Source organism: Paenibacillus agri (assembly GCF_013359945.1).
GTDB classification, from domain to species: Bacteria; Bacillota; Bacilli; order Paenibacillales; family Paenibacillaceae; genus Paenibacillus_AQ; species Paenibacillus_AQ agri.
In genome coordinates this window covers 121,154-146,065 of the sequence record NZ_JABWCS010000206.1, presented here as the reverse complement: position 1 = coordinate 146,065, position 24,912 = coordinate 121,154, and the positions used below count along the sequence as shown (strand labels likewise).

The following is a 24,912-nucleotide window of genomic DNA, read 5'->3' as shown; positions in this document are numbered from 1 at the left end:
CTTCCACTGTTATGTTAAGATAACAGAGTTGTCATTCATTTTCATGCTTTTTCATTTGGATGACTTCGCGTTTAGACCGTTATTTTATGTAATTTATGTAAAGGGGTTTAAAATGATGAAGTTGAGAAAAAAGGACATATTCTTTGAAACGCTGGAAAACATGGCGGATACCATTGTCCAAGCTGCGGATTATTTTGCTCAAAATATTACTAATCTTCAGAATAACGTGGAGAGCTTTGCCGCAGAGATGAAGAAGTACGAATCGCAGTGTGATACTTACACGCACACCGTTATCAAAGAATTGAACAAAACGTTCATTACGCCTCTAGAACGCGACGACATTATGGATCTGATCACGAGCATGGACGATGTCATTGACGGTCTGGAAGCTTCAGCCTCACGTTTCTATATGTATAACTTGCTCGACGCGGATGAATATATTGTGCAATTTGCAGAAATTCTCCGTCAAAGTGCCTATGAAATTCAAAAAGCGGTTCACCTGCTGTCCCAGAAAAAGCTGCTGGCGATCCGTGAATATACCATTCGCCTGAACGATCTCGAGAACCAGGGCGATGAAGTATTGCGTACTTGCACAAAAGTCCTGTTCGAAAAAGTGAAGGACCCGATTGAGCTGATCAAGCGCAAAGAGCTGTACGAACGGTTGGAGACGACGACTGATAAATGCGAGGACGTCGCTAACAAGCTGGAATCGATCATCATGCGTAACTCATAATAAGGGGCCTTCAAATATATGGATACATCATTACTAGTGCTTGGCATCGTTGTATTTCTTGCGCTTGCGTTTGACTTTATCAACGGTTTTCACGATACGGCCAACGCAATTGCTACCTCTGTATCAACGCGGGCACTCCCGCCGCGTACAGCGATCATTTTGGCAGCGACCATGAACTTTGTCGGCGCCCTGATGTTTACCGGTGTCGCTAAGAAGATTGGTGGAAGCATCACAGACCCTACCCTGCTGGATAACGGGATTCAAGTCGTTATTGCAACGCTTGTCGCTGCGATCATCTGGAACCTGGTAACGTGGTGGTTCGGAATTCCTTCTTCCTCTTCACATGCGCTGATCGGTGCTTTGGCCGGTGCAGTATACGTGGGAGCTGGTTCCGATCACATCAAATGGAGCGGTTTTATTGAAATCGTGGAAGGTCTTATCTTCTCGCCACTGATTGCTTTTGTTATTGGTTATATTGTAATGATTATCCTCAAATGGATATTTGCCAAACGCAGTCCGCATACCGTCAACAAAGGCTTCCGGACGATGCAGATTATTACGGCTGCACTGCAATCCTTCACCCATGGTACGAATGATGCGCAGAAGGCAATGGGGATTATTACTTTTGCCCTAGTGACCTCGGGTCGTCTGGACACCATGGAAGTGCCACTCTGGGTTAAAATCGCTGCAGCAACTGCGATGGCGCTCGGAACCTCTGTGGGCGGCTGGAAGATTATCAAGACGATGGGCTCGAAGATTTTCAAAATCGAACCGATCAACGGTTTCGCGGCCGATATTTCGGCGGCTTCCGTTATTTTCTCAGCCACACTGTTGCATTTGCCTGTAAGTACGACTCACGCCATTACTTCGGCTATTCTCGGGGTTGGATCGGCCAAGCGTTTCTCCGCTGTAAAATGGGGTGTAGCTGGACGGATCGTAGTTACGTGGTTCATCACCATTCCTATCAGCGCAGTGCTGGCAGGACTAATCTTCAAAATTTTCTTCTAAAATCATAAGCAAGTGTTCAGATAAGAGCCTGGTCGACATTGGTCGATTAGGCTCTTCTTTTTTGTAGTTGGGAGGAAGGCCATCAATGCGGTACAATGAACAGAGAGGCTAAGGACAGAACGGAGGATTTCATCATATGATACGTACGATGGCGGTAACCCATCAGGGTGAGGTGCTGACAGGGCTGCTGCTTCAAGAAATCCAAATGGCGGATTACGCCTGGATCTGGGTTGATTTTGCAACACCTACAACAGAGGAGACTTCACTTCTGGATTCTTATTTTCACTTTCATCCGCTGGCGATTGAAGATTGCATGCATGTGCTGCAGCGTCCTAAGCTGGACTATTATGAGAATGCGCAGTTCTTCGTGCTGCATGCGTTAAATGAACGCACATTGGAAGCGGAAGAGATTGACCTGTTCCTCAGCAAAAGCTTTCTCGTCTCCTATCATCATCAGGAGAAGACGGAGATGAATGAAGCCTGGGAGCAGGTAAAGCAGGAAATTCATAGCCGCAAAGGCTGGTCAGGCGGACCCATGGCTGCGGCTTATACAGTGATGGACAAGCTGGTGGATAAATATTTTCCAAGTCTATATAGTATCGAGGACGAACTGGCGGATCTGGAGAGTATGGGCAGTAAGGAGTCGGTGGAGGAGTTAATGAGCCAGGTGTTCGATGTCCGTGGACGTCTGTTGAAGCTGCGCCGGACCATTGTGCCCATGCGTGACCTGATGTATCGGATACTCAATTCACAGCATGTGCAGAGCAATGGGGAGGAACGGATTTATTTTGGCGACATCTATGACCACCTGCTGAAGCTGACCGATATGATCGAGGTGGACCGTGAAATGACCGCTGATCTCCGGGATAGCTATATCTCGCTGAACTCCAACCGGATGAACTCTATTATGAAAACACTAACGGTCATCACCACCATCTTCATGCCGCTGACGCTGATCGCCGGGATCTATGGGATGAATTTCAAGATCATGCCCGAGCTGGAATGGAATTTCGGCTATTTCGCCGTCCTGTTGCTTATGGTAGTCCTCACTGTGGGGATGATCGCCTGGTTTAAGCGGAGCGGCTGGTTTAAATAGGCTGAGTGGAACAAATAGATGAGGCAGCAGCGCAAATGTTCTGGGACATTTACGCTGCTGCCTTTTTTGGATAAAGTGTCGGAACTTGGCGGAACGAGTGGTACCCAATAGGCAGGAGCTAAAGAGGCAGGGTTGTCGTAGAGATAGCACAGAAAGCATAGAGGGCCAGAGACCATAGAGACCAGCTATCACAGAGACCGCAGAAACCATAGAGACCATAGAAACCGTAGAGATACTGCAGAGATCGCAGCGACTGTAGAGATCCACGGTGGTTAATACTGCGCAGCGAGCTGCCTACTCTAGTCAACGATCAGATGTTTAATATTTACGACGGCGTTTGCGGGAGGAAGTGGTACGTTTGCTAGTGGAACGGGAAGATTTTTTGCGGCTCCCGGAGGCAGGCGACTTTTTTCTACGACGTTTGGGTCTGTACATAGCGGCATCCTCTTCAGCGGCTAGCGCTCCGGAGGACCCTTTTCCCTTGCCAAAAGTCCCCATGACCAGCTTCACCATTGGGGCCATCTGCTGAAAGCTCGACATCACCTTCTGGACCTTGCCCATCGAACTCACGATTCCTTCAATGCCACCCATCCGGTCGACAAAGCCTTTGATCTGCTCCATGTTGGCTAGATTCCCCAGATTCCCAAGTCCACCGAGAAGTCCCCCTGCTTTGGTAGTGACCTCCTCGGCTGCTGGGACCAGTGCCGCATCTGCAACCTCTGTTACATCCAAACTGGGTAAGAACCCGGTGTCTCCCAGCTCTGGTGTATGTCCGTAGGGACTGATTCCAGGATAGGGTGATGTATTCAGCGGATCAGCCAGCGAACGGTGACTCCGGCGGGAATGATTATAGTAATGCTCAGGCATAATATCACATTCCTTCGTTATTGGTTTGCTATAATGTATGTCATGGGCGAACATAAGGTATAGACAGATGCCCGGATTACCGGGATAGGAGCGGAAAAGGGCGTATGCCCATATCAGGGGTGTGGAAATGAAAAAACCGTGTCTGCGCTTGATTTTCGGCGCTTTTGTAGTACTATAGGGAAGGCGGTTTAAGATCAGGGATGAAAAGGAGAGAGGTCTAGTTCTAAAAAAAACATGTACACCTGGGGTGGACAAATGTCCGTCGATTTCATTCTTTACAGCGTGAAACCGTTAATGCTTGAAAAAAGCGCTCCAGTACAATATAGTTAGAGGCAGAAGTCACAATAGGGGATGATTAATTAATGCAGCTGAAGAAGCTAAACGATAAAAGTGTGGATCAATTATTCGAGGCTATTTTAACTTTAAAAAATATGGAAGAGTGCTACATATTCTTTGACGATCTATGCACGGTGAACGAGATTCAATCGCTGTCGCAGCGTCTTGAAGTAGCCCGCATGCTGGGCAAAGGCTCTACCTACAACCAGATTGAAGCAGAAACAGGAGCGAGCACAGCGACCATTTCGCGTGTCAAACGCTGCCTGAACTACGGCAATGATGGATATAAAATGACATTGGAACGTTTGGGACGCTAATTCGTGAGACCGGGCGTACTGATGATCAGTCACGGTTCACGCGACGATGCCTGGGTATCTATCGTGGATGAAGCCGTAAATGGCGTATCGCTGCGGGAAGACCTTCCCGTGGCGGTTTCTTTTTTGGAGCTGGTGGAAGGCCGTCTCATTCAGGACGGAATCAATGAACTGGAACAGGCAGGGGTCACGGATATCATGGTGGTACCCTTGTTTGTTTCGTCTGGAAGTACACATATTGATGAGATAGCGTATGCACTGGGAGCGAAGCCGGAGCCTGAACGAGAGACCGATCTGGAATGTTTTCAAGTGAGCGCCAAGGTTCACTTCGGCTATCCTGTAGATGATGACCCGGATATTGCCCTCATGATCTGGGACAAGATTCGCGAGCTCTCCAAGCAACCGGAGCAGGAGACAATCCTGCTGGTAGGGCATGGAAGTGTGCATGACGGCTTCCGGCAGCGCTGGGAGCGGGGGATTGCTTCCCTGGCTCAGCGTGTAGCCCAGGTCAGCGGCGTTGCGGCAGCGGATTATGCGCTGCTGAACCCGGACAGTGTGCGCAGCAAAGCAGAGTATTGGCAGCAACAAGGCCACGAGGTGTTGGTGGCGCCACTTTTTTTGAGTGAGGGTTACTTTACGAAGCGCGTGATTCCACAGCGGCTTGAGGGCGTAGGTTATCGCTACTCTGGGCGCACGCTGCTCCCACACCCCCTTTTTCCAAGATGGATTCAGCGGCAGGTAGAGGATTGGTTAGCGTCTGTGCGGGACTGTTCAGGGGAATAATGGGGCTGAGAGCTCTTGGTGATATGTGTAGAATAGCAGCCTAAGTGCTCGCCGAATTGTGGTGAAAAGACCTCTCGTTGCATACACATGTAAGATAGTTATATTGAAGCTAATAAAAGCTACAGCCTGTATATCCGCTTATTTCGCAGCTGTGCTGTGGCTTGCATTTATAATGGAACTTCAGTTTTTCGAAAAATGCGGCAAGTGTTTATGTATATAATAGGTTCTTCAGATGACGTGAGGTTTGTATTTGCCTTAGAGGAAATTTATGTTCGACAGTCGCCGACATTGATTGTAGGGCATTGAATTGGGTATAATCAGTTAGGTTATCTATTAAAAAAACAGGTGGCGTTCCGGTAATGAAAACTGCGAGATTGATTTATAATCCCACTTCTGGACGGGAAGAAATGAAAAAGCGACTCGCCGATATTCTGGACCGGCTGGATGTGGGCGGAATTGAAACCTCCTGCCATGCAACGACAGGAGAAGGCGATGCGACAGCAGCCGCTGCAGACGCGGTTGAACGCGGCTATGATCTGATTATTGCAGCCGGCGGCGATGGCACGCTGAATGAAGTGATTAACGGTATGGCAGAGAAGCCTAATCTTCCTCCGCTTGGCGTACTGCCACTAGGAACGACTAACGATTTTGCACGGGCGATGGGCATCCCGAAGAACTGGGAAGAATCTGTGGATATGATTATCCGCCAGCAGTCGCGGCTGATTGATCTCGGCAAAGCCAATGATCGTTATTTCATCAATATCGCCGGCGGCGGAAGCCTAACCGAGCTGACATACGAAGTACCCAGCAGGCTGAAGACGATGATGGGCCAGCTTGCTTACTATTTAAAAGGCATTGAGAAGATGGCGAGTCTGTCTCCACAGGAGCTGATCATCCGCGCCAATGGCCAGAGCGTCATTCATGACGAGTTCATGCTCTTCCTGATCGCCAATACCAACTCGGTAGGCGGCTTCGAGAAGCTTGCTCCCGATGCCCGGATCGACGACGGTTTGTTCGACGTTATTGCCGTGAAGAAATGCAATCTCGCCGAGTTCATTCGCTTGGTCAGCCTCACCATTCGTGGCGAGCACTTGCAAGACAAGAAGGTCGTATACTTCCGCACCGATGCCATGGAAGTGACCTCCCCGGGCCATGTTCAACTGAACCTGGACGGCGAGCTAGGCGGCAGCCTGCCGGGACACTTCCGTATCTTGCCGCAGCATCTGCGGATTTTTGCGCAGAATAACTGAGGTAGCTAAGTGGAGTGGGAGTGAGCTGTAGAGGGAATTAACTTTCTGTATCACTTAGCTCAAACTCGAAGCTCAAAACTCGAAGTTGAAAGCTCAAAGCACAAAGCATTTATCTCGTTGTTGCCATAAACTTCATTAATGCCCACTCTTTCGCAGCCTGAGGGTTGTTAATAAACTACGTGCATGTTGGTGGAATGAGCGTATGTTTATGGACTAAATGTGCGTTGGCAAACTGAATGTTGCTGATGGAATACGCGTATGCTGTCTAAATGAATGTATGCTAATGGATTACTGTATAGTGTCTAAACGATAGTACGCTAATGGTCTAATGTTTGATCGAACAAAACTAATATCTGATATCTGATATCTGCGTGCTCCATCGTCTAGATTAGGTGAATAACGGGATTTATTCCCGTTAAAACCCTGCAAACTACTGTTTTCTGAGAAATAGCTGGAATATCTCCAGTTATTTCTGTACACATACCCGATTTCACAAGTTATACTCAATAATAACTGGAGCTTTTCCTGTTGTTATCTTCTCATATAAAGTTTAACGGAGCATTAACTGGAGGAATTCCAGTTAAAATTAATTTTACATGGCAGTGTACGGCCTCAGCATGGGGTGTCTTGCTCTAATCCATTTTGTATAACAGATATTTAGCGTCATTAATAATGAAGAATATGAAAGAAGTGAATGTGAACTAATGAGTAGACACCGCAGCGGCCGCAATACAAGCCGCCGGGACGGCACGGCGCAAGTGGCCGGACTGCCTGTGAACAAGAATGACGAGGTTATGCTCGATATCATCGGCATGACCCATGAAGGTGAAGGGGTAGGCCGCGTAGAGGGCTTTACCCTTTTTGTGCAGGGCGCTTTGCCCGGGGAGAAAATTCGGGCAAAAGTGCTCAAAACCAAGAAGCAGTATGGCTATGCCAAACTGCTGAAGATTGAACAAGCGAGCGGCGATCGCATCGCCCCGCCGTGCGAGATCTATGACATGTGCGGCGGCTGTCAGCTGCAGCACATGGATTACGCCGCCCAGTTGGCCTGGAAGCGCCAACTGGTGGTGGACAACCTGGAGCGGATCGGAAAGCTGCAGGTGACTGGGGGGCGGAGCGCATCCGGAAGCAGCGTGGATAACGGAGCTGGCGTGGTGCCTAATGTAAGCAATGGTAATGACTCTGCGGATGGAACTACTGCACTTCCTACTAGCGGTATTATCGTTCGTCCTACCTTGGGAATGGACGAGCCTTGGCGCTACCGCAACAAAGCCCAAGTACCGATTGGCGACTCTGAGGGCGGCCTAGTTGGCGGCTTTTACGCACGTGGCAGTCACCGGATTATCGACATGGAGACTTGCCTGATTCAGCATGATGAGAATGACAATGTTGTCCGCCGGGTCAAAGAAATCGGCCGGCGACTAGGGATTACAGCCTACGATGAGGAGACTGGCAAAGGTCTGCTCCGGCATGTGGTCGTAAGAGTAGCCTTCGTCACCGGTGAAATGATGGTTGTTCTGGTCACTAACGGTGATCGCATTCCTCGCAAGGAGGAGTGGATTGCAGAAATTCGCCGTGAGCTGCCAGCAGTTACGAGCATCTGCCAGAACGTAAATACCCGGCAGACTAATGTGATTTTCGGAGACGTAACCCGCACCCTTTGGGGCAGTGACGTCATTTATGACTATATCGGGGACGTGAAATTTGCAATCTCGGCACGCTCTTTTTACCAGGTTAACCCAGCGCAGACAGAGGTTCTATACGGCAAAACCGTAGAATACGCCGGACTCACCGGCAACGAGACTGTCATCGACGCTTATTGCGGCATCGGCACCATCTCCCTGTTCCTGGCGCAGCACGCCAAGCAGGTCTACGGTGTAGAGATTGTTCCTGAAGCCATCGAAGACGCGCGGGCCAATGCCCGCCTGAATGATATGGACAATGTAGTCTTCGAGGTAGGTGCATCCGAGGATGTCATTCCGAACTGGAAAGAGCAAGGCATCACGCCAGACGTCATCGTGGTCGATCCACCGCGTAAAGGCTGCGACGCTCGGCTGCTGGAAACTATCCTTGCGATGAAGCCAGAGAAAGTGGTATATGTTTCGTGTAACCCTTCCACTTTGGCGCGGGATTTGCGTGTACTTGAGGATGGCGGGTATCGTACGGTGGAAGTGCAGCCGGTGGATATGTTTCCGCATACTGTACATGTGGAATCGGTGGCGTTGTTGGTACGGAAGTAGTGTGAACATCTCAAAAAGTTGACCTAAGAATTTTAAAGTTGTGTTAAAGCTTATAAAGTCGTATCAAAAAGCCGAGCGAAACTCAGGTATCCACTCCTGTTTTCCTCGGCTTCTTTTGTTTTTGGAGCGGGACAAACAATCCGCCAATCCCTTGATAAATCAAGCTTTTCTCCAATTTTCACTCAAACGCTATTCCCCTGCTTTTTAAACTCGACTTTATTTACTTTTTTATCACCGTTTTTCTCCAATTTGCCCCCGATTTTACTCCGATTTGTAGGACGACTTTATTTGCTCGTGTTGAAGCAAGGGGTTAAGGGGAAAAGGCTTAGAATGCTGGAGTAGCAAGGGTTTTCGGCGATTTGGTGGAAAAGAATTCGTGATACGACCAAGTGGGCACGATAGATTGCTAAGTCAAGGTGAATCTCATATGGCTCGTCGGTATTCGCAAGCAATCGTGTTCATAGAGGCTCCATGTCAAGTGGGCTCACAAAGGATTTTTTCTTTCTAGATACATTAGAAACTTCTCGTCCTAAAAAGAGGAATTTTTGTATTGGAAACTAATTTGTATTTAAGAAACGCATTAATGGGAGTTGATTCGATGCCGCCATATTTTTCTATTCAGTATTCTTTTCCGTTTTCAACATTTAAAGAGAGCTTTGTGAGTGATATTTACAACACGATATTTAGCCAATTTCCATTTAAGTCAGGTTATTGGATGTCAGAGAACAATTCGCTAGAAGAGATAATAAGTTGGAATACATCCAAGCTTTCCAAGAAGTTCAAGTTGGGATTTTCTCAACATGTAAAGCATGATTATAAACAAATTCTTCTTGAGTCTGAGTTATTCAGACATTTTCGATTATATTGGATGTACCAATCAAACGAAATTGTCTTGAATATGATTCTCCCTGAAGATGACCTATTTGTTGATGATGAATATATAAAGTACGACAGTACGAGGTTAGTGCTTCTTCTTAATATTTCCGTAAAGATATGGAACTCTTTTGAAATAAACACAATCCAGACCTATCATGAGCTAGGAGCCCCGACAAGATATAAGGACGTCCTGAACGGTGAGCAGCCATCGACAGAACCATACAGCATCTTATCACCTGAAGCTTATAGTCCAATTAAAAACGCCTTAAACGACAACTTTATTGTTAGGGAATTTAAAAATGGTGTTCTAGTAATTGAGAAGGACAATGATGTTGTGGTGCAGTGCTTGCACTGCACGGGTGGAACGGGCAGGATAGTCAAGTAAGTCAGACTGACTATTGATTTGATAGGTACCTTCCATAAGGAGAGTGGTGATTTTTTTGAAAACGTTCAGTAAAAGAGAAAAACAGATTATGATTTATGGTTATCGATTTCACATCGTTATTAATGAAATACCTAGTAATGAATTTGTCAGATTTAAGGTATATTCATCCAAAACCTCATATTTTGAAGTATTGTTTACATGGAAAAGCAGTTGGCACTTTAACCCTCATAGACCAAAGAATTGCGAACTTTTAATTAAATATGCAATTGCAAATGGGTGGGAATATAGTCTAGATAAGAAAACGTTGGAAATTGGACAAGGTGATTTTCTAATTGAACAATTAGGATTGGATGTTTGATTTTCTGCTAGCGGTCGGGTAACGATAGTTTAATGAACCGCGATTAAAGTAGCGGTTCATATTTTAACTAAAAACAACAATATTTGCGAAAACAGCGTAAGGTGAATACTGCTGCACCCGTTTAGTTGGTGTCAATAATGCTCAATCCACACATGTGGAGTGTTGTATGTTGTTAGTTGTCTTGCCAATTCTGATGTGCCCTGATGATTGCGATTTATGGTGTACTTTAATTATATCATTAAAGCAGATGGTTTTATCACCTGGAAGCATATCGGAATCGATAAGAGTACAAGGGAAGATCTGCTTCAGGGATATGAAGTTTGGGAACAAAAGTAGATTGGCTAGATAAAATACCTCCAATGATATTCGAGGAATCGCAATACGATGCTCAACTAAGCAAAGTTTACGATTTAGCTATCGGGTGACGAAGCAGAAGTGAGATGGTTGTTAACAAATGGATACTTAGTCCAAAAAGACTCCGTCGCAGCGATAGATAAGGTGAGAAGATATGAACTACCAATATTTCAATGTTCTTGTTGAACGATTTAAGAATAAGGAATTCGGTATTGAAGAACTTCAAAGTAGATTGAATACGGCGCTAATCCCCGATAAGCATGTACATGATTTCTCAACTAGGGTTCATAACTTGGATAATGAGTTAGAACTTATATTGTATACACAGTTAGAGTCGGAGCATTTTCGATTGGCGACAAAGGTATTGGATGATTTTCTTGTGTTTTTAAGTAAGAACTATTAAAGGGGTATATCCAGTGGTCTCAGAAAATATAGATTGCCTAGTGAACCTGATTTTCGGGCAGTCTACGAATGACGTAACAATAACTGGATTGTCAACAGTAAATCAAACAACTTTTTTAAGGGCTGCATAGCGATACTGAATAGGTGTCATATAGCCTAAAGTTCCATGAATCCGATGCTTGTTGAACCAGTTAACATAATCGGATAATTCCAGTTCTAACTGTCTTAGACTCTGGAAATTCATCTGGTTCACGAACTCTGTTTTCATGATTTTGTAAGTGGCTTCGGCTACGGCGTTATCATACGGGCAGCCTTTCATACTGAGAGATCGACCGATCTCGAAGGTTTCAAGAAGCTCATCCATCTTTTGGTTTTTAAACTCACTGCCACGATCAGTATGGAAAAATTGAATTTGACGTAGATCGCCCTTTACGGTCGCAAAGGCGCGTGAAATCAGAGCAGCGTCCTTGTTCGGACCTGCACTATGTCCAATAATTTCTCGATTAAACAGATCGACCAGTACACAAATGTAATGCCATCGGTTCTGGACTTTTACATACGTTAGATCGCTGACAACGAAGCGTTTAACCTCCGATTGCTCAAACTCACGATTCAGGACATTTGCAGTCGTTGCTTCGTTACATGCCGTTTTGTGGGGCTTGTATTGAGCTACCGTGTACGTCGAAACCAAGCCATTCTCTTTCATAATCCGACCGATTTGGCGTCTGGAGACAACGAGCCCACGCTCATGGAGTTTAACTTTAATCTTTCGTGTACCGTAGGCTTTGCGATTCTTATGGAAAATCTCCACAATAGCTTGGGTTACATCGTCTTCTTTCGTTTCTGCTTTGACTTCATAGTAAAACGTGCTTCTTGCGATTTCTAGGACGTCGCACATTGCTGATACTGAGTATTTATCACGGTTGCTGCGGATGATAGCTACTTTCGTCCCATGATCAGCGCGGCTTGCTTTAAAATGTCGACCTCCATTTGGAGACGTTGATTTTCTTTCCGTAGAGCCGCCAATTCATTTTCTTAGGATGAACGATTGTCTTTTTCTTTGAAGGAACCCGTTGTCTGGGCTTGCTTAATCCAGCGATCTAGAGCCGAGGCTGTAAGGCCGTATTCCTCCACCAAATCTGCTCTGGGTTTTCCATTCTCATAAAGTTGCACCATTTGCTTCTTAAACTCTGCTGTAAAAGTACGTCGTTGTTTCGGCATTGTAGAGATCCGCTCCTTAAGGTGATAGGTTTATTCTACAAGCCCTTATTTTTATTGTCCAACTAAGTGTAGACGATCCATTCGAAAGGTCAATGATTATTGAGAGAACTCAGGCTGGTAAAGCAATAGCTAGGCAAAAGGAGGGGTTCCGTGAAGGAAGACCCCCTAAATTCACAAAAAGACAAATAGAACATGCTATTGAATTGTTACAAACACGTACAATGAGGGAAGTTGTGGATTTAACTAGGATTAGTGAAAGTACAATTAAAAGAGAACTACGTAAAAGACGATAGACTTTGTAAAAGTTCTGAATTATTGTAACATAGAGAGCAGGAGGTTTTCTTAAATTTTATAAGGAGCCTTTTTTACTGCCTTCTTTCTTCTTTATTTTCTTTAATTCTGCTGTTTGTATCTTTTGCAATTCCTTTTCCTTCCGTTTACGGTCCTTTTCTTTCCACTTATTTATCCTTGCTTGATTACGTGGAAACTTATTCTCAAACCAATTTCTTTGCTCCACTGTTACATCAGACCAATTATCTCTAGTTAATGATTCGCTCAATCTTTTGCAAAAATGTTCTTTATCTTCGAACAATCCCAGTGTCATCAAGTTATACAATGGTTTCTGGTCAAAAATAATCATCTGCTCTAACAACTTTCGATGAGCAGATTCTTCTATAGATAAATCATAAATTCTCAAATATCGAAAGCGAAGAAAGAGCTCATATGCTACGGTATTTGTATCACCTTTAAGATGCTCGATAATGGTACGTGCATATAATCGATTAGTCTCACCTACATACAAGGGCTTACGATTGCTATCATAAAAACAATACACTGCTGGAATAACATCATATTTAGGTTGAGCTGGGTCTATCCATTCGTCATTAATAAAATTTTCCCAACCATTCACCAAATCATAGCAGTGATTATCACTTTTAATAGCTAACCGAGCGCTGTATGTAACTTTATTTTTACCATCCTCCTCCCCAATTGATTTTCGGGAAATTTGGACCAGTGTATAGCAATCTGACATTCAATATATCCTCCTAAGATTATTTTCTGTACAGATAATAACTACGACCTTTGTTATTGTTTACCTTCTGATTATCTATTTTTGCATTGCAAAATGTTCTACAATAATCTATATTCTTATAAATAGAATCTGGCTAGGCGGAAGAACCGTAAACTAACCTATATAAGGTGAAGTCTGCGGTTTTTTTTGCGTCAGTACAATTGGAGGTATGATCTAATGTTTTGTTGCTCATTATGTTTAAATGCAGTAGATATGCTTTTTTCTCATTCGGTTAACAATTTGGGGACGTTATGTATAAAATGCTATATGAAAATACATGCATCTTGCGGGGTGTGTCAAGTAAGTTTTTTACCTGATAGTACTTTACCTGAAGTGAATTTCGACTTGAGAGCTAAATTTATTGGTAATGGGAAGAAACATTTTTTAGTTTGTGACCAATGTGACGATCATATACGTCAGAAGCTACAGCACCTTTAAGTTGCAGCTAATGACACTAATTAAATAGATAAAACATAAATTATTGTAGCGTGGAAGTGAAGCAGCTTAAAATTATAAGTAGAAACGAATAGAGCCACATTCTACTTTTATGACAGAGGAGACAATAGCTGATGATAGAATTTAGGACGGAACATGTAAGACTATCTGTGTCGGATATCAAGTATAGGGGCTACAGAACTACATATCAATATGACCCTGATGAAGATGGATTGGAGCTTTATAAATACCTAATACAATGCGAAGATAATGGAAAGCTTTATGAAATCGAATTTATCTCTGAGACTAAATATGGAAATGTAGTCCTGCAATGGTGGAATCATCAGTTAAGCCAAGAAAAAATTAAGTCTTTAGATTTACCTACATACACTAAATTAGATGCACTAACAAGTCAAATTGAAGAAAATATGCTAAAGAATTGCTATAGATTAAAAGATTTAGTGCAGCAGGACACTTTTTTTGGAATTAATGCATTGATTCTTGATTTTCCAGGAGATGAGCGTTCAGGTCACATTCAAATTCTCAATTATAAGGAATATGAAAGAGGACAATTGATTTATCACAAGGGTGGGGTAATAAGCTACAATGAACAGCCCATGAAAATTTCTGAGTATAGAAATCTAATTGAATGGAATCCAGTTCAAATGACTGTGCGACTTATAAATTTAGGAATCAAACAGGGTCAAGAGTATGCTGGAAAATCTCGAGTAGTCTTTGAACTTAGTTATAACAATGAGAACTCTTACTTGAAGTATGTCAATCCTGAATGGGAACCTAATAAAAAGACTATATCTAAATGGATGGAATATATACGTTGTATAATCAATGATCCTGATGTATTGAACGGAGTGAAGTTACAAATTATTGCAGTTTAGCACTCCTAATGATCTTCAGTTTTTTTTTGGATAGACTCATAGTAGGTCCCAAAACTCTTTATAAAAGTAGAATGTCCTAAATCGACGGCGAAAACTAACAGCTTTCGACAGAAGGGTTAAGTTATAATATTAGACAATAATCTACAAAATAGGAATGGAGAATCACTATGAGTCTATTTAGGAATAGGATTAGAGGTGGGGGCGGCGGCGGTCCGCAAAAGCCCATAGACCCAATTGAAATATTTAAGACGTTAATTCACCAAGAGGGGTATGACTATCTCCGTGATATCCAAAGTGATTTTTTGAAATTGTGGCATAGTAAGCGTGTAGACAGGGACGTAGTTGGAATATTAAATACAGGTGCAGGAAAGACCTTGATTGGTCAGTTGATGCTTCTGTCTAAAATGAACGAGGGAGTTGGAACAGTCGTTTATCTTTGTCCTGATACTCAACTGGTAGATCAAGCTGTTGAACAAGCTGCAATTCATAATATCCCTGTAGTTACAATCGATTCAGAACCGGGACAAGCTGCTGAGTTCCCGGTAGATTTTTTAAATAAAAAAGCAATTCTTATAACAACATTTGAAAGAATGTTTAATGGCCGCTCAATTTTCGGTGTTGACGGATATGGTTCTCGTCCCATACAAGAAATAGGTGCATTGGTCATCGATGATGCTCATAGTTGTATTAAAAAAGCTCGTCAACAAAGTACAATATTAATTGAAAAAAAACATCCTGCTTATTCCCAACTATTCAAATTATTTGAGGCTTCTATTCGTGAGCAGGGTGAAGGGGCACTTACATCCATAAAGTCTGGCAGCTCTACAGTTTCTCGGCTTGTCCCTTATTGGGTTTGGAGACAGCACAAAGATGCGATACTTAATATTCTTCAAAAGCTACATCAAGATGATGACGCGACAGTTTTTTTTAATTGGGGCATTGTTGGAGATGAGCTATCTAAGAGTCAATGTTATATAAGTGGTACGCAGATTGAAATTACACCATTACAAATTCCTGTGCAAAGAATTCCTTCCTTTTTCAATGCAAAACACCGTTTTATAATGTCAGCGACGTTTAATAATAATACTGACTTAATAACTGAACTTGGAATTGAGAAAAGTTCAGTTGTAACTCCTTTAGAGGTTGATAACCAGGGAGATGCAGGTGAGCGGCTAATTATTGCTCCAAAGAGATATTATGCTGATTTGACTGACGAGATTATGCGGCCAGTAATAGCAAAATATGCTGAAAAGCATAATGTTGTGGTGATTGTGCCGAACAGTCAAAAGGCAAAGGTGTGGAAAAAATATAATCCGACAATTGTGGACAAAGATAACATCTTAACAGCAACTAGGACTTTGCGAGAATCTAAAGGGAATTTAATGGTATTTTTGAATCGATATGATGGTGTTGATTTAGCCGGTGATTCTTGTAGGATTTTAGTCCTAGATGGTAAACCAAGTACAGCTACAACCAGAGAACGTTACATTTCAATTGTTCGCGAAGGATCACCGTTTTTACTTGCTCAAACAGCTCAAACTATTGAACAGGGGTTGGGAAGAGCTGTCAGATCAGGTAGTGATCATTGCGCTGTGTTTATTTTAGATAATTCACTTCTAAGCTTTATTGGTATCGATGCAAATCAGGCATTCTTTAATCCTTCTACAAGAGCACAGATTGATTTTGGCCTTAACCTGTTCGGTGACCATAAACCGAATTCCTCTGAAGAGGCGTTAAATGAAATTTCTGCAGCAGTAGAGGATTGCTTAAAAGGAGATCCAGAATGGCGTCAATTTCACAAGGATATGATATTAAATGCTGAACCTGACGATAAGAGTGCGACATCTTACCTTCTTGATATTGCAGAAACTGAGCGTGTAGCGCTTGTAAAGTATCACGATGAAGATTATGAAGAAGCTTGCGGTACTATAAGCGATATTATAAATACGCACAAAGCTGCTATGAGTATAATTGACGAGGCATATTATCTACAAATGGGAGCGACTTTATTAGATTCGATAAATCCTGTAGGTGCTTCTGATATGCAGGTGAAGGCCAGAAAGCTTTCATCGAAAGTACTAAAAACACAGGCACATACTTATTCTAAGTTAACCAAGGTAAAGGGAAAACAAGCAGATATTATTGTAAAATGGCTATCGCAATACTCTAATGCAACAGATGTAATTATTGCCATTGAGCACTTATATGCAGATTTAATTTACTCTCCAGATGTTGATTCACATGCGTTTGAAAGGGCAGTTCATCAGATTGGAGATTTCCTCGGTTTCACCTCACAGATGCCGGAAGAAGATGAAGGTGATGGGCCAGATAACCTTTGGAGATTAGAGGACGGTGTCAACCTTATCATTGAAGCAAAGAACAATAGTATCAATGATAAAATTTCTAGAAAGGAAGTAGAACAGTTACTACATTCGATACAATGGCATAATGATAAGTATGGTACTGAACAAAAGTTCATTCCTATCATGTTGCATCGGGCCACAAAGTCTTTAGATAATACCCATCCTTCGGACGATAGTAGAGTTATGAATGAAGCATTGCTAAAACAATTTAAGGATGCTCTGTTGAATTTCGCTAAGGCTCTTTCCCAAAAACCCCCATTGTATTGGAAAGTAGCTGAAGTCCATAACCTACTTTCTACCTATAATCTTTTATATAACCAAATTGTGGATAAATTCACAGTTCCATTACGATAAAGTTAAGAGTCGCCGCAAAAGGGCGACTCTTAACTTTAAGCTAAAAGTATAGAATGAAAAGGTGATAGATTGATGAATGATGAGACGCATCGAATTTTGGAAATTACAAGTTCATTAGTAATTAAGAAGGAGTTGTCCTCAGATTATATACAAAAAAAAATAGATAGCGAACAGGGAATGGCATGCAAGAGGTTAGCTTTTAGTGAATCTTTGTATGAAGGAATACTAAGAAGTTCATCACAAATAATCAATGCTCTTCTTCAAAATGAGCCTGATCTATACTCAATTAAGAGATACTATTTAAAACCCTTACTTGAGGATTTTGTGAATATATACAATATTAATAAATTTGGCAAAGAATATGCACGTGCGATGCAAGTTCATTTTATGTCAGAGGATTATGATATTGATTCGAAGTATAGAAATGACTATGATCAGTTAGGCGTAAGTTTTAACAAAAGTGAAGAGGAAAGTAAGGAACATGTCGCCCAAAAGATGAATGATCACTTTAAAAAGCTCCCATCAAACCTTAGTCGAGAGTTTAAGGGGCGGGGTAGTAGGAGGATGCTTCCTATTAGTGCTCGTATCTCTCTTGCGAATTTACCGAATTATAACAATATTTCTTTGAAGGCTCTATATGACTATGCAAACGTACATCATCACTTTGATCTTCGATTTGACTGGCTTGTCGAAGAAAATGATATAAAATTCACTAATTCACTTTTGTTAGAAATAGAAGATATCGTAAAGAAAAGTAGTGAGATTTTCCATGAATTATTTAAAATTAATTGATATAACTAATGTTAATCAAATCTGTTCTTGCACTCCATGTAAGAACGGATTTTTTTTGTTATGGTGTGTTATCCCTGGGCATCAAAGACTTATGGAAAATTGAAAATTTGAAAATGATTTTTGTTGACATTCGTATACATAAACACCTTATAACTTTACGAGTGTTAATAAAATAACTTTAAACTAGACAAAAAAGGTTAATTGGTATAAGTTAGTATTAAGGGCATAGACAAACGGGAGGGATATAATATGAGTACAGATATATATCAGAAATGCATGCTTCTCTTGGAGCAGAGAACAGTTATACGTGAAGGTATACGAAAAGGGTTTAAGCGGCATCAGTTATACCTAGAACTATTCTCTGATATAGTAACAGATACTTCAATTCCTAAAAACCGTTATGACCTTGTTAATACAGAGGTAACAAAATCTATTGAGAATAATCCACATCTGCAAATAGAGTTTGAGAAGAAAAAATCGGGATTCCATCCCTATATAGTATTAAGGGAGAAGCTAAGAAATATATCTATCCTTGTCTTACCGTTAGCTACTAAAAAAGACATGTTTGACAGTGCGAGTACGTATAGAAAGAACTTTTCTGTCTCAAACATCCCAAGGTTAATTGAGGAAGGGTTACCTGAGGACTCTCCAGATATTGATATTCAATACCAAAGGGCAATGCATCCGTTAGGCACGGATAATTACCCTTTTGGTTTAATTGTTGCATATGATCCTTATGATGGTTCGATTAGAGAAGGTGCATTAATGCCGGATCATACAGATTGGATATTCCTAGAGAATACTACAAGTATGGTATTAGATGATATCGTAGACAATGTAAGGACAATTAATGTGTATGAAGACAGTGAAGATATTAAGATATCGTTTAAGGAGACAGCGCATCAAACTGACGAGGATATTCCTCTGAAACTCAAATCTGATCCGTCAGTATGAAAGTAGGAAAGTATTATGTTCAAAGAAGATCAGGGTATCATTCCGGCTAGACTTAAGGAGGCTCGTTTAGTAAGAGGCCTAAGTATTAATGAGCTAGCGTCGAGAGTAGGCCTTTCTAAACAAGCTATTTCTCAATATGAACTGGGAGAAAATGAACCAAAGCCAAGCACAATGATGGGGATTATTCGTGAGTTGGATTTCCCCAAGAGTTTTTTTTATAAGAATTATGAAGAACATATCATAGGTAATACTTTCTTTAGGGCATCTGCAGCAGCAACGAAAAAGAATAAGGAAATTCAATATAATAAATCAAAGCTTGCAGGATATATATATGATTATCTGCAAAAGTACATTGAATTCCCCGAATTGAACTTGCCTGATCTTTCTTCATTTGACCAGGAAGAATGGGATAATGATGCTATAGAATTACTTTCAGAGCATGTCAGACAGTTTTGGGGACTTGGAGAAAATCCTATCAATAATATTGTTAATCTTATGGAAAGAAACGGCATCGTTGTTTTTTCTATTGATATGGAGAGCTTGAAAGTAGATGCGTTCTGTCAATCCAGAAAAGGGCGCCCTTATATTTTCTTAGGGAATGATAAGGAGTCTGCTGCAAGAAGACAATTTGATGCGGCGCATGAAATTGGCCATCGCTTGATGCACAATCATATTCACAATCAGGATATCCTCTCAAGAGAGGAATTCAAGATCATTGAGAATCAGGCAAATCGCTTTGCATCAGCATTGCTATTACCTGCAAAGGCATTTGCAAAGACAGTTACTTCTACAAAGTTGATTCACTTCATAGAGTTGAAAAAATATTGGAAAGTATCAATCGCAGCTATGTTATACCGAGCTCAAGAATTAGGAATAATTGATCAGAGCAGATATACTTCTTTATTGAAGCAAATGTCCATTCACAAGATGAGATCAAAAGAACCGTTAGATGATGTGATTCCGGTTCCTAAACCTATTCTGTTGAATAAAGGGATAAAAATGCTACTACAGGATAATTTCAAAAATGAGCTACAAATTATCAATGAGTCTGGCGTACCGCGAGAGTTTATAGAAATGCTTTGTACCATGGAAAAAGGATCACTTAAACTTAAGGAAATTGAGCCTACGCTTAGACTAATCGTTAATAATCAACAAGATGTGTGAGTGCAGTAAGAATCAAAAGTATTATGTATAACTTAGTGATAACATTAGAGAGAATCTATCTTAAGTAGGACTATATGTAAAATTAATTGATATAGATTAAAACACTTTTTGGTATTATTTTTGAAAATTTCGTGAAAATCAATTCCAGGAGGGGTTTGTAATGACGACAGGCTGGGAAGTGTCTGCACAAAATATAACAAACTGGGCTGATAATAATCGTAGGCAGGCTCAAGATACGCTTCCATTATTGGTAAAAAAGCTAATAACTGCCAGTTCTAAGCCCGAAAGTTTGAGCTTCCCTTCAGGTGATAGTGTTTTAGTAGGAGGATGGGATGGCTTTCTAGAAGTAGAAAATGGGAATCAATACATCCCCAAAGGAACTTCAGTTTGGGAATTTGGTACAACCTCAGGTGTCGGGACAAAGGCTAATGATGATTATAATAAACGGACGGCAGACTCCTTGGGGTTAGAAAAAAGTGAAACCACATTCTTGTTTGTTACTACTAGAGTGTGGCGTGATCGTGACGATTGGGTCAGTCAAAAACAACAACAAGGTCAGTGGAAACAGGTCATCGGCTTGAATGCAGATGATTTGGCTTCTTGGCTTGAATTATGTCCTGCAGTACATCGTTGGTTTGCACGTTTCATAGGCAAAAGACCATCGGGTACTTGGGACATTGATCAGGCTTGGAATAATTGGAGTTGTGCAACGGAAATAAATACAAATTCTGAGCTTGTAATTGCAGGAAGAAGTAAAGAGTGTCAAAAACTTATAAATACTCTTGCAGAACCTCCATCAGTTATACGTATCACATCGGACTCACGAGATGAATCGTATGCATTTGCTTTAGCTACCTTAAAGGAAAATGAGGACTATAAATCTCGATTCGTAGTCGTTCTTGAGCCTAATGCTTGGGATATACTAGTTGAAAACGACTCACCACTGATTCTGCTGCCCTTTTTCAAAGAAACACGTACTTTTGCCGCAGCAATAACACAAGGTCATTATGTTATACTACCAGAGGCCAGTGTTCAGAATAGCCGATCTAAGATAGTGGTCCCTCTAAATAAGGTTGATCGCAATGTTCAAAAAGATGCGCTTATTAAAATGGGGTTAGATAATGAAACAGCCGCAAGGGTAGTTGAAACTTGCCGAGGAAATCTCAAGGCCATCAGAAGACACGAAGCATTGATTCCCTTGGAGATGCAAACACCATCTTGGGCGAGACAAGGTGAATTAATTCAACCGGTGTTAGCAATTTTATTGGCCGGAACTTGGAGAGCTAATAATGCGGCTGACTGTAATAAACTATCCGAACTTGCAGGTATGCCTTATAGCGAATTCGAGCAATACTGCAACTCACTTGCCTTAGCTGAAGACCCACCTATAAGACGTATAGGAAATACTTGGACCTGTTTGTCAAGACAAGACGCGTGGACCTTACTTTCACAAAATATAAATGAAGCGGTGATCGCGCGTTTTTCTCAGGTAACTAAGGATGTACTATCTGAGATAGACCCTAGGTTTGAAGCTTCTCCAGAGGACACTTGGATTGCTGCTATAGAAGGAGAAAAGCTTCAATTCTCTGAAGAGTTGAGACTTGGACTATCAGAAATGATCAATTTTCTTGCAGTTTTCGGGGACACTGATTGTAGAAACATTGGTGTGACTACAGTTCAGGATAAAATGGCTTATTTAGTACGCCAGCTACTGATTGACGACAAGTCAAGTACTCGCTGGTATTCATTGCGAGAAGTTCTTACGTTTCTCGCTGAAGCAGCGCCAATAACATTTTTAGAAGCTATTGAGGTTGACCTTAGGAATGGTGATCCAGCTATTAAAAGTTTGTTTAGAGAAAATTTTATGATTGGTGCATCACAGGCAAACTTATTATGGGCTTTAGAAATAGTTAGTTGGAATTTGGAGTGTTTTTCTAGAACTGTAAGATTGTTAGCGAAATTAGACGTGTTAGATCCGGGTGGGAAATATAATAATCGTCCAATTAGTAGTTTACGGGAAATATTTTTAGGATGGTTACCACAGACAACAGCATCATTGGATATCCGCCTTCAGGTCATTGATATGTTAATTCGACTTGAGCCGATAACAGCTTGGAAGTTGCTTCTACTTCTTTTGCCAAATCCGGGGGAAATTTCATCTTCGATCGCACGTCCTAAAAAGAGACAATGGGATGCTGGCTGGCTCAAAAGGGCAACAATAGCTGATAGAGAGCGTCACGTGGAAGAGATAACTAAAAGAATTTTAGCAAACGCCAATATTGATAACAATTTAAGGTGGAAGCAAGTTATCGAAGTACTTCCCAAATTGCCTCCTTTGTGTATTGAAATGACAGTTTCGGAACTGGAAAAATTAAAACCTATAGATTTTATATCGGATGCACTGCTCGAAATCTCGGATAAACTGCGCGAAATGATCAGTCGACATCGTAAGTTTACTGAAGCACTATGGGCACTTCCTGAAACCATTTTAGCTAGATTGCAAACGGTTTACGAAAGATTCGCATCTAATGACATAGTATCAATTAATATGTACTTATTTAACGAATATTATCCTCTATTAATTAATTCTGAACCGATGAAGGACTATGAGAAGTCTAGGCAGAAAATTGAAGAGTTTAGAATTCAAGCTCTTGAACAGATTTGGGCTTCCGAAGGCTGGGTAGGTATCGAACGTCTATTAACTGAAGCTTCACTGCCTTCCATAGTCGGTTCTGTTTTGGCTAAAACGATATATTCTGATGTTGTTGAAGATCAGGTGCTTGAACTGCTAAGTACATCGGATGATAAGTTTGGAAAATTCGCTTATTCATTCTCAGCACATAAAAGTTACGTTATTGAAGGATGGGTAGGGAAAATACAGTTAAATAAGAAAGAAAGCTGGGATATTGAAAAATGGACGGCATTCTCTTTGACACTGGAGTTTGGAGCTGAAGTTTTCGCGTTATTGGATGAACTCGGGGAAGCGATTTCAAATAGATATTGGAATCTTATATCAAATTTTCATTTAGACGAAAAAGACTTTGAGTACGGTGAATGGATTATAAGAAAACTAATTGAGTGTAATCGTCCTTTAGCAGCACTTGATGCAATTCATCGTTTCATGAGAACAATTGGCACCAAAATTACTATTTCTTCTGAACTAATAGCAGAAGCCCTTGAATTGACTGCGACAGATAAGGGAACGGCAGAAAACACAGCATATTTTAATCAAATCTCTTATGAGATTGCGCAATTGTTTGTGAACCTTCAAAACAGTGGCGATCTTCAAGAAGGACGAATGGCTAAGCTAGAGTGGATGTATATGCCACTATTCGAACATCGTGAAATCAGACCACAAACTCTGATAAAAGCTGCTTTAAATGAACCAGGTGCATTTGTTCAACTTATGCGAATGTTATATCGCTCTGAGCCGGAGATTGAAGATGAGAATGAAGGCTTATCAAGTGAAACAGTAACACAAATGGCGAAGTCTGCTTATATGTTGTTAAACATGATAACCACGGTGCCTGGACAAAAGGACAATGAAATCGATTCAGTTATGTTGAGAGACTGGGGCGAGCAGGTCCGTCGTTTGGCAAATATATATAATCGTAGTGCGGTTGTCGACAGCAGAATAGGTGGAGTTCTTGTTCATTCACCGATTGGTTCCGATGGAATATGGCCACATGAGTCAGTGAGAGATTTGTTTGAGTACTTTGAAAGTGATGTTATTGAACGAGGATTTATTATTGGGCAGTTTAATCAACGTGGTTTTACATCTCGTTCGATTGGAGAGGGTGGGCAACAAGAGAGAGAACTTGCTGCCAACTATGAAGGTCAGGCTGCTGCTTTGCAATTTGTTTGGCCAAGAACCGCAGCGGTACTAAGACAAATATCTCAAGGTTATGTACGAGATGCTGCTTGGGAGGATGTAGAGGCTGAACTTAGAAATTTTTAATTTTTAAGGTAGGCGCTCTGGTAAATTCAACAATGAAATTGAAGGTGCTGACAATATCAGCATCTTTCTTCATGCCATATGATAACTTCCCGCTCACCAAAGCACTGAACCTGTTTTTTTAACAATCTCAGCAGTCACCGAACAAGATGATTTATAGGAAGGGTAAGAAACTTGAATCAAACATTGACTTCATAGCGGTATTTGACCAAAGCATTCTCTTCGAATGGAACGCAACGGTGAACCTTTCTCAGTATTAAATATTTTGGAACAAGGATATATAGTGGAGTAGTGCTCTTCTTGATGGGGCGCGATATTGCACTCCTACCCCAGATTGGGAGTTCCTCTACTTTGTAGAACATAGGATAGACCCTGATTATTCACTAAAGTATTTTACGAAGGATAGCCCTTCTTATAAGCTAAACAAGTTTCTCTATGATGATAACGACCATGAGGCATCTTTCGCTCGAAGGAGCTTCTTAGAAGTTGTTCTGTTATTTGAAAACGATTTTGAAAAGAATGCATTCCTTACACATGTTGAACATGAAAAGAATGTCTTTCTCGATAAATTTAACAGCCATGCTAGAGAATTTTCATGGGTAGATGCAGATACAGAGAAGCATCGAGAATATATCATATCATGCTTGAAGACAGGCGAAGTATTGAATCAAATGCTTTCTGATTTTCGATCCATTCATTGATGG

General features: G+C 41.5%; 18 protein-coding genes and 1 pseudogene. 16 read left to right on the top strand and 3 right to left on the bottom strand.

Translation table 11 applies throughout. From position 1 onward, the window contains the following. The first annotated feature begins 115 nt into the window (after positions 1-115). The 3 genes from HPT30_RS12295 (at position 116) to corA (ending at position 2,837) form a co-directional block, all read left to right on the top strand. The gene (locus HPT30_RS12295) at positions 116-733 is read left to right on the top strand and encodes a DUF47 domain-containing protein (protein ID WP_175371699.1); all 618 of its coding nucleotides are present in this window, start codon (positions 116-118) and stop codon (positions 731-733) included. An 18-nt stretch (positions 734-751) separates the two neighbouring features. Further along, a complete protein-coding gene (locus tag HPT30_RS12290) occupies positions 752-1,741 on the top strand; it encodes an inorganic phosphate transporter (protein ID WP_175371675.1) in 990 nt (329 codons plus the stop codon). Positions 1,742-1,877: 136 nt separating this feature from the next. After that, positions 1,878-2,837 (top strand): magnesium/cobalt transporter CorA, encoded by a 960-nt coding sequence (corA, locus tag HPT30_RS12285; RefSeq protein ID WP_175371674.1) that lies wholly within the window; start codon positions 1,878-1,880, stop codon positions 2,835-2,837. Positions 2,838-3,155: 318 nt separating this feature from the next. On the opposite strand, the gene HPT30_RS12280 is transcribed toward corA, so the two are convergent. Beyond that, entirely contained in the window at positions 3,156-3,704 is a 549-nt protein-coding gene (locus HPT30_RS12280; protein ID WP_175371673.1) for a tyrosine protein kinase, read from the bottom strand. A gap of 362 nt (positions 3,705-4,066) precedes the next feature. Here HPT30_RS12280 and HPT30_RS12275 point away from each other — a divergent pair, with 362 nt between their 5' ends. The 6 genes from HPT30_RS12275 to HPT30_RS12250 all read left to right on the top strand — a co-directional run bounded on the left by HPT30_RS12275 (position 4,067) and on the right by HPT30_RS12250 (position 10,246). Beyond that, the gene (locus tag HPT30_RS12275; RefSeq protein WP_066379478.1) at positions 4,067-4,357 is read left to right on the top strand and encodes a YerC/YecD family TrpR-related protein; all 291 of its coding nucleotides are present in this window, start codon (positions 4,067-4,069) and stop codon (positions 4,355-4,357) included. Positions 4,358-4,378: 21 nt separating this feature from the next. Beyond that, positions 4,379-5,137: a sirohydrochlorin chelatase gene (locus tag HPT30_RS12270; protein WP_175371698.1), complete on the top strand. Its 759-nt coding sequence runs from the start codon at positions 4,379-4,381 to the stop codon at positions 5,135-5,137. Positions 5,138-5,496: 359 nt separating this feature from the next. Then, the gene (locus HPT30_RS12265) at positions 5,497-6,387 is read left to right on the top strand and encodes a diacylglycerol kinase (RefSeq protein ID WP_175371672.1); all 891 of its coding nucleotides are present in this window, start codon (positions 5,497-5,499) and stop codon (positions 6,385-6,387) included. A 704-nt stretch (positions 6,388-7,091) separates the two neighbouring features. Next, positions 7,092-8,627, top strand: coding sequence for a 23S rRNA (uracil(1939)-C(5))-methyltransferase RlmD (gene rlmD / locus HPT30_RS12260; protein ID WP_175371671.1), 1,536 nt, complete (start codon positions 7,092-7,094; stop codon positions 8,625-8,627). 550 nt (positions 8,628-9,177) lie between these two features. Next, positions 9,178-9,888 (top strand): hypothetical protein, encoded by a 711-nt coding sequence (locus HPT30_RS12255; RefSeq protein WP_246317047.1) that lies wholly within the window; start codon positions 9,178-9,180, stop codon positions 9,886-9,888. Between the two features lie 55 nt (positions 9,889-9,943). After that, a complete protein-coding gene (locus tag HPT30_RS12250) occupies positions 9,944-10,246 on the top strand; it encodes a hypothetical protein (RefSeq protein ID WP_175371670.1) in 303 nt (100 codons plus the stop codon). A gap of 859 nt (positions 10,247-11,105) precedes the next feature. Here the strand turns inward: HPT30_RS12250 and HPT30_RS12245 are convergent. After that, positions 11,106-12,223 (bottom strand): annotated as a pseudogene (locus HPT30_RS12245) (IS3 family transposase). A 92-nt stretch (positions 12,224-12,315) separates the two neighbouring features. Here HPT30_RS12245 and HPT30_RS31340 point away from each other — a divergent pair. Next, positions 12,316-12,516: a hypothetical protein gene (locus HPT30_RS31340; protein ID WP_512699071.1), complete on the top strand. Its 201-nt coding sequence runs from the start codon at positions 12,316-12,318 to the stop codon at positions 12,514-12,516. Between the two features lie 56 nt (positions 12,517-12,572). On the opposite strand, the gene HPT30_RS12240 is transcribed toward HPT30_RS31340, so the two are convergent. Further along, entirely contained in the window at positions 12,573-13,256 is a 684-nt protein-coding gene (locus HPT30_RS12240; RefSeq protein ID WP_175371669.1) for a GIY-YIG nuclease family protein, read from the bottom strand. 608 nt (positions 13,257-13,864) lie between these two features. Between HPT30_RS12240 and HPT30_RS12235 the strand changes: the two genes are divergently transcribed. The 6 genes from HPT30_RS12235 to HPT30_RS12210 all read left to right on the top strand — a co-directional run bounded on the left by HPT30_RS12235 (position 13,865) and on the right by HPT30_RS12210 (position 24,211). Continuing rightward, entirely contained in the window at positions 13,865-14,626 is a 762-nt protein-coding gene (locus HPT30_RS12235; protein ID WP_175371668.1) for a hypothetical protein, read from the top strand. 167 nt (positions 14,627-14,793) lie between these two features. Beyond that, positions 14,794-17,343, top strand: coding sequence for a DEAD/DEAH box helicase (locus HPT30_RS12230; protein WP_175371667.1), 2,550 nt, complete (start codon positions 14,794-14,796; stop codon positions 17,341-17,343). A gap of 72 nt (positions 17,344-17,415) precedes the next feature. Next, positions 17,416-18,135 (top strand): hypothetical protein, encoded by a 720-nt coding sequence (locus HPT30_RS12225; protein WP_175371666.1) that lies wholly within the window; start codon positions 17,416-17,418, stop codon positions 18,133-18,135. A 249-nt stretch (positions 18,136-18,384) separates the two neighbouring features. Further along, positions 18,385-19,089, top strand: coding sequence for a hypothetical protein (locus HPT30_RS12220; protein WP_175371665.1), 705 nt, complete (start codon positions 18,385-18,387; stop codon positions 19,087-19,089). 15 nt (positions 19,090-19,104) lie between these two features. Beyond that, positions 19,105-20,253 (top strand): helix-turn-helix domain-containing protein, encoded by a 1,149-nt coding sequence (locus HPT30_RS12215; protein WP_175371664.1) that lies wholly within the window; start codon positions 19,105-19,107, stop codon positions 20,251-20,253. Positions 20,254-20,413: 160 nt separating this feature from the next. Then, positions 20,414-24,211, top strand: coding sequence for a hypothetical protein (locus HPT30_RS12210; protein WP_175371663.1), 3,798 nt, complete (start codon positions 20,414-20,416; stop codon positions 24,209-24,211). Positions 24,212-24,912 lie beyond the last annotated feature (701 nt).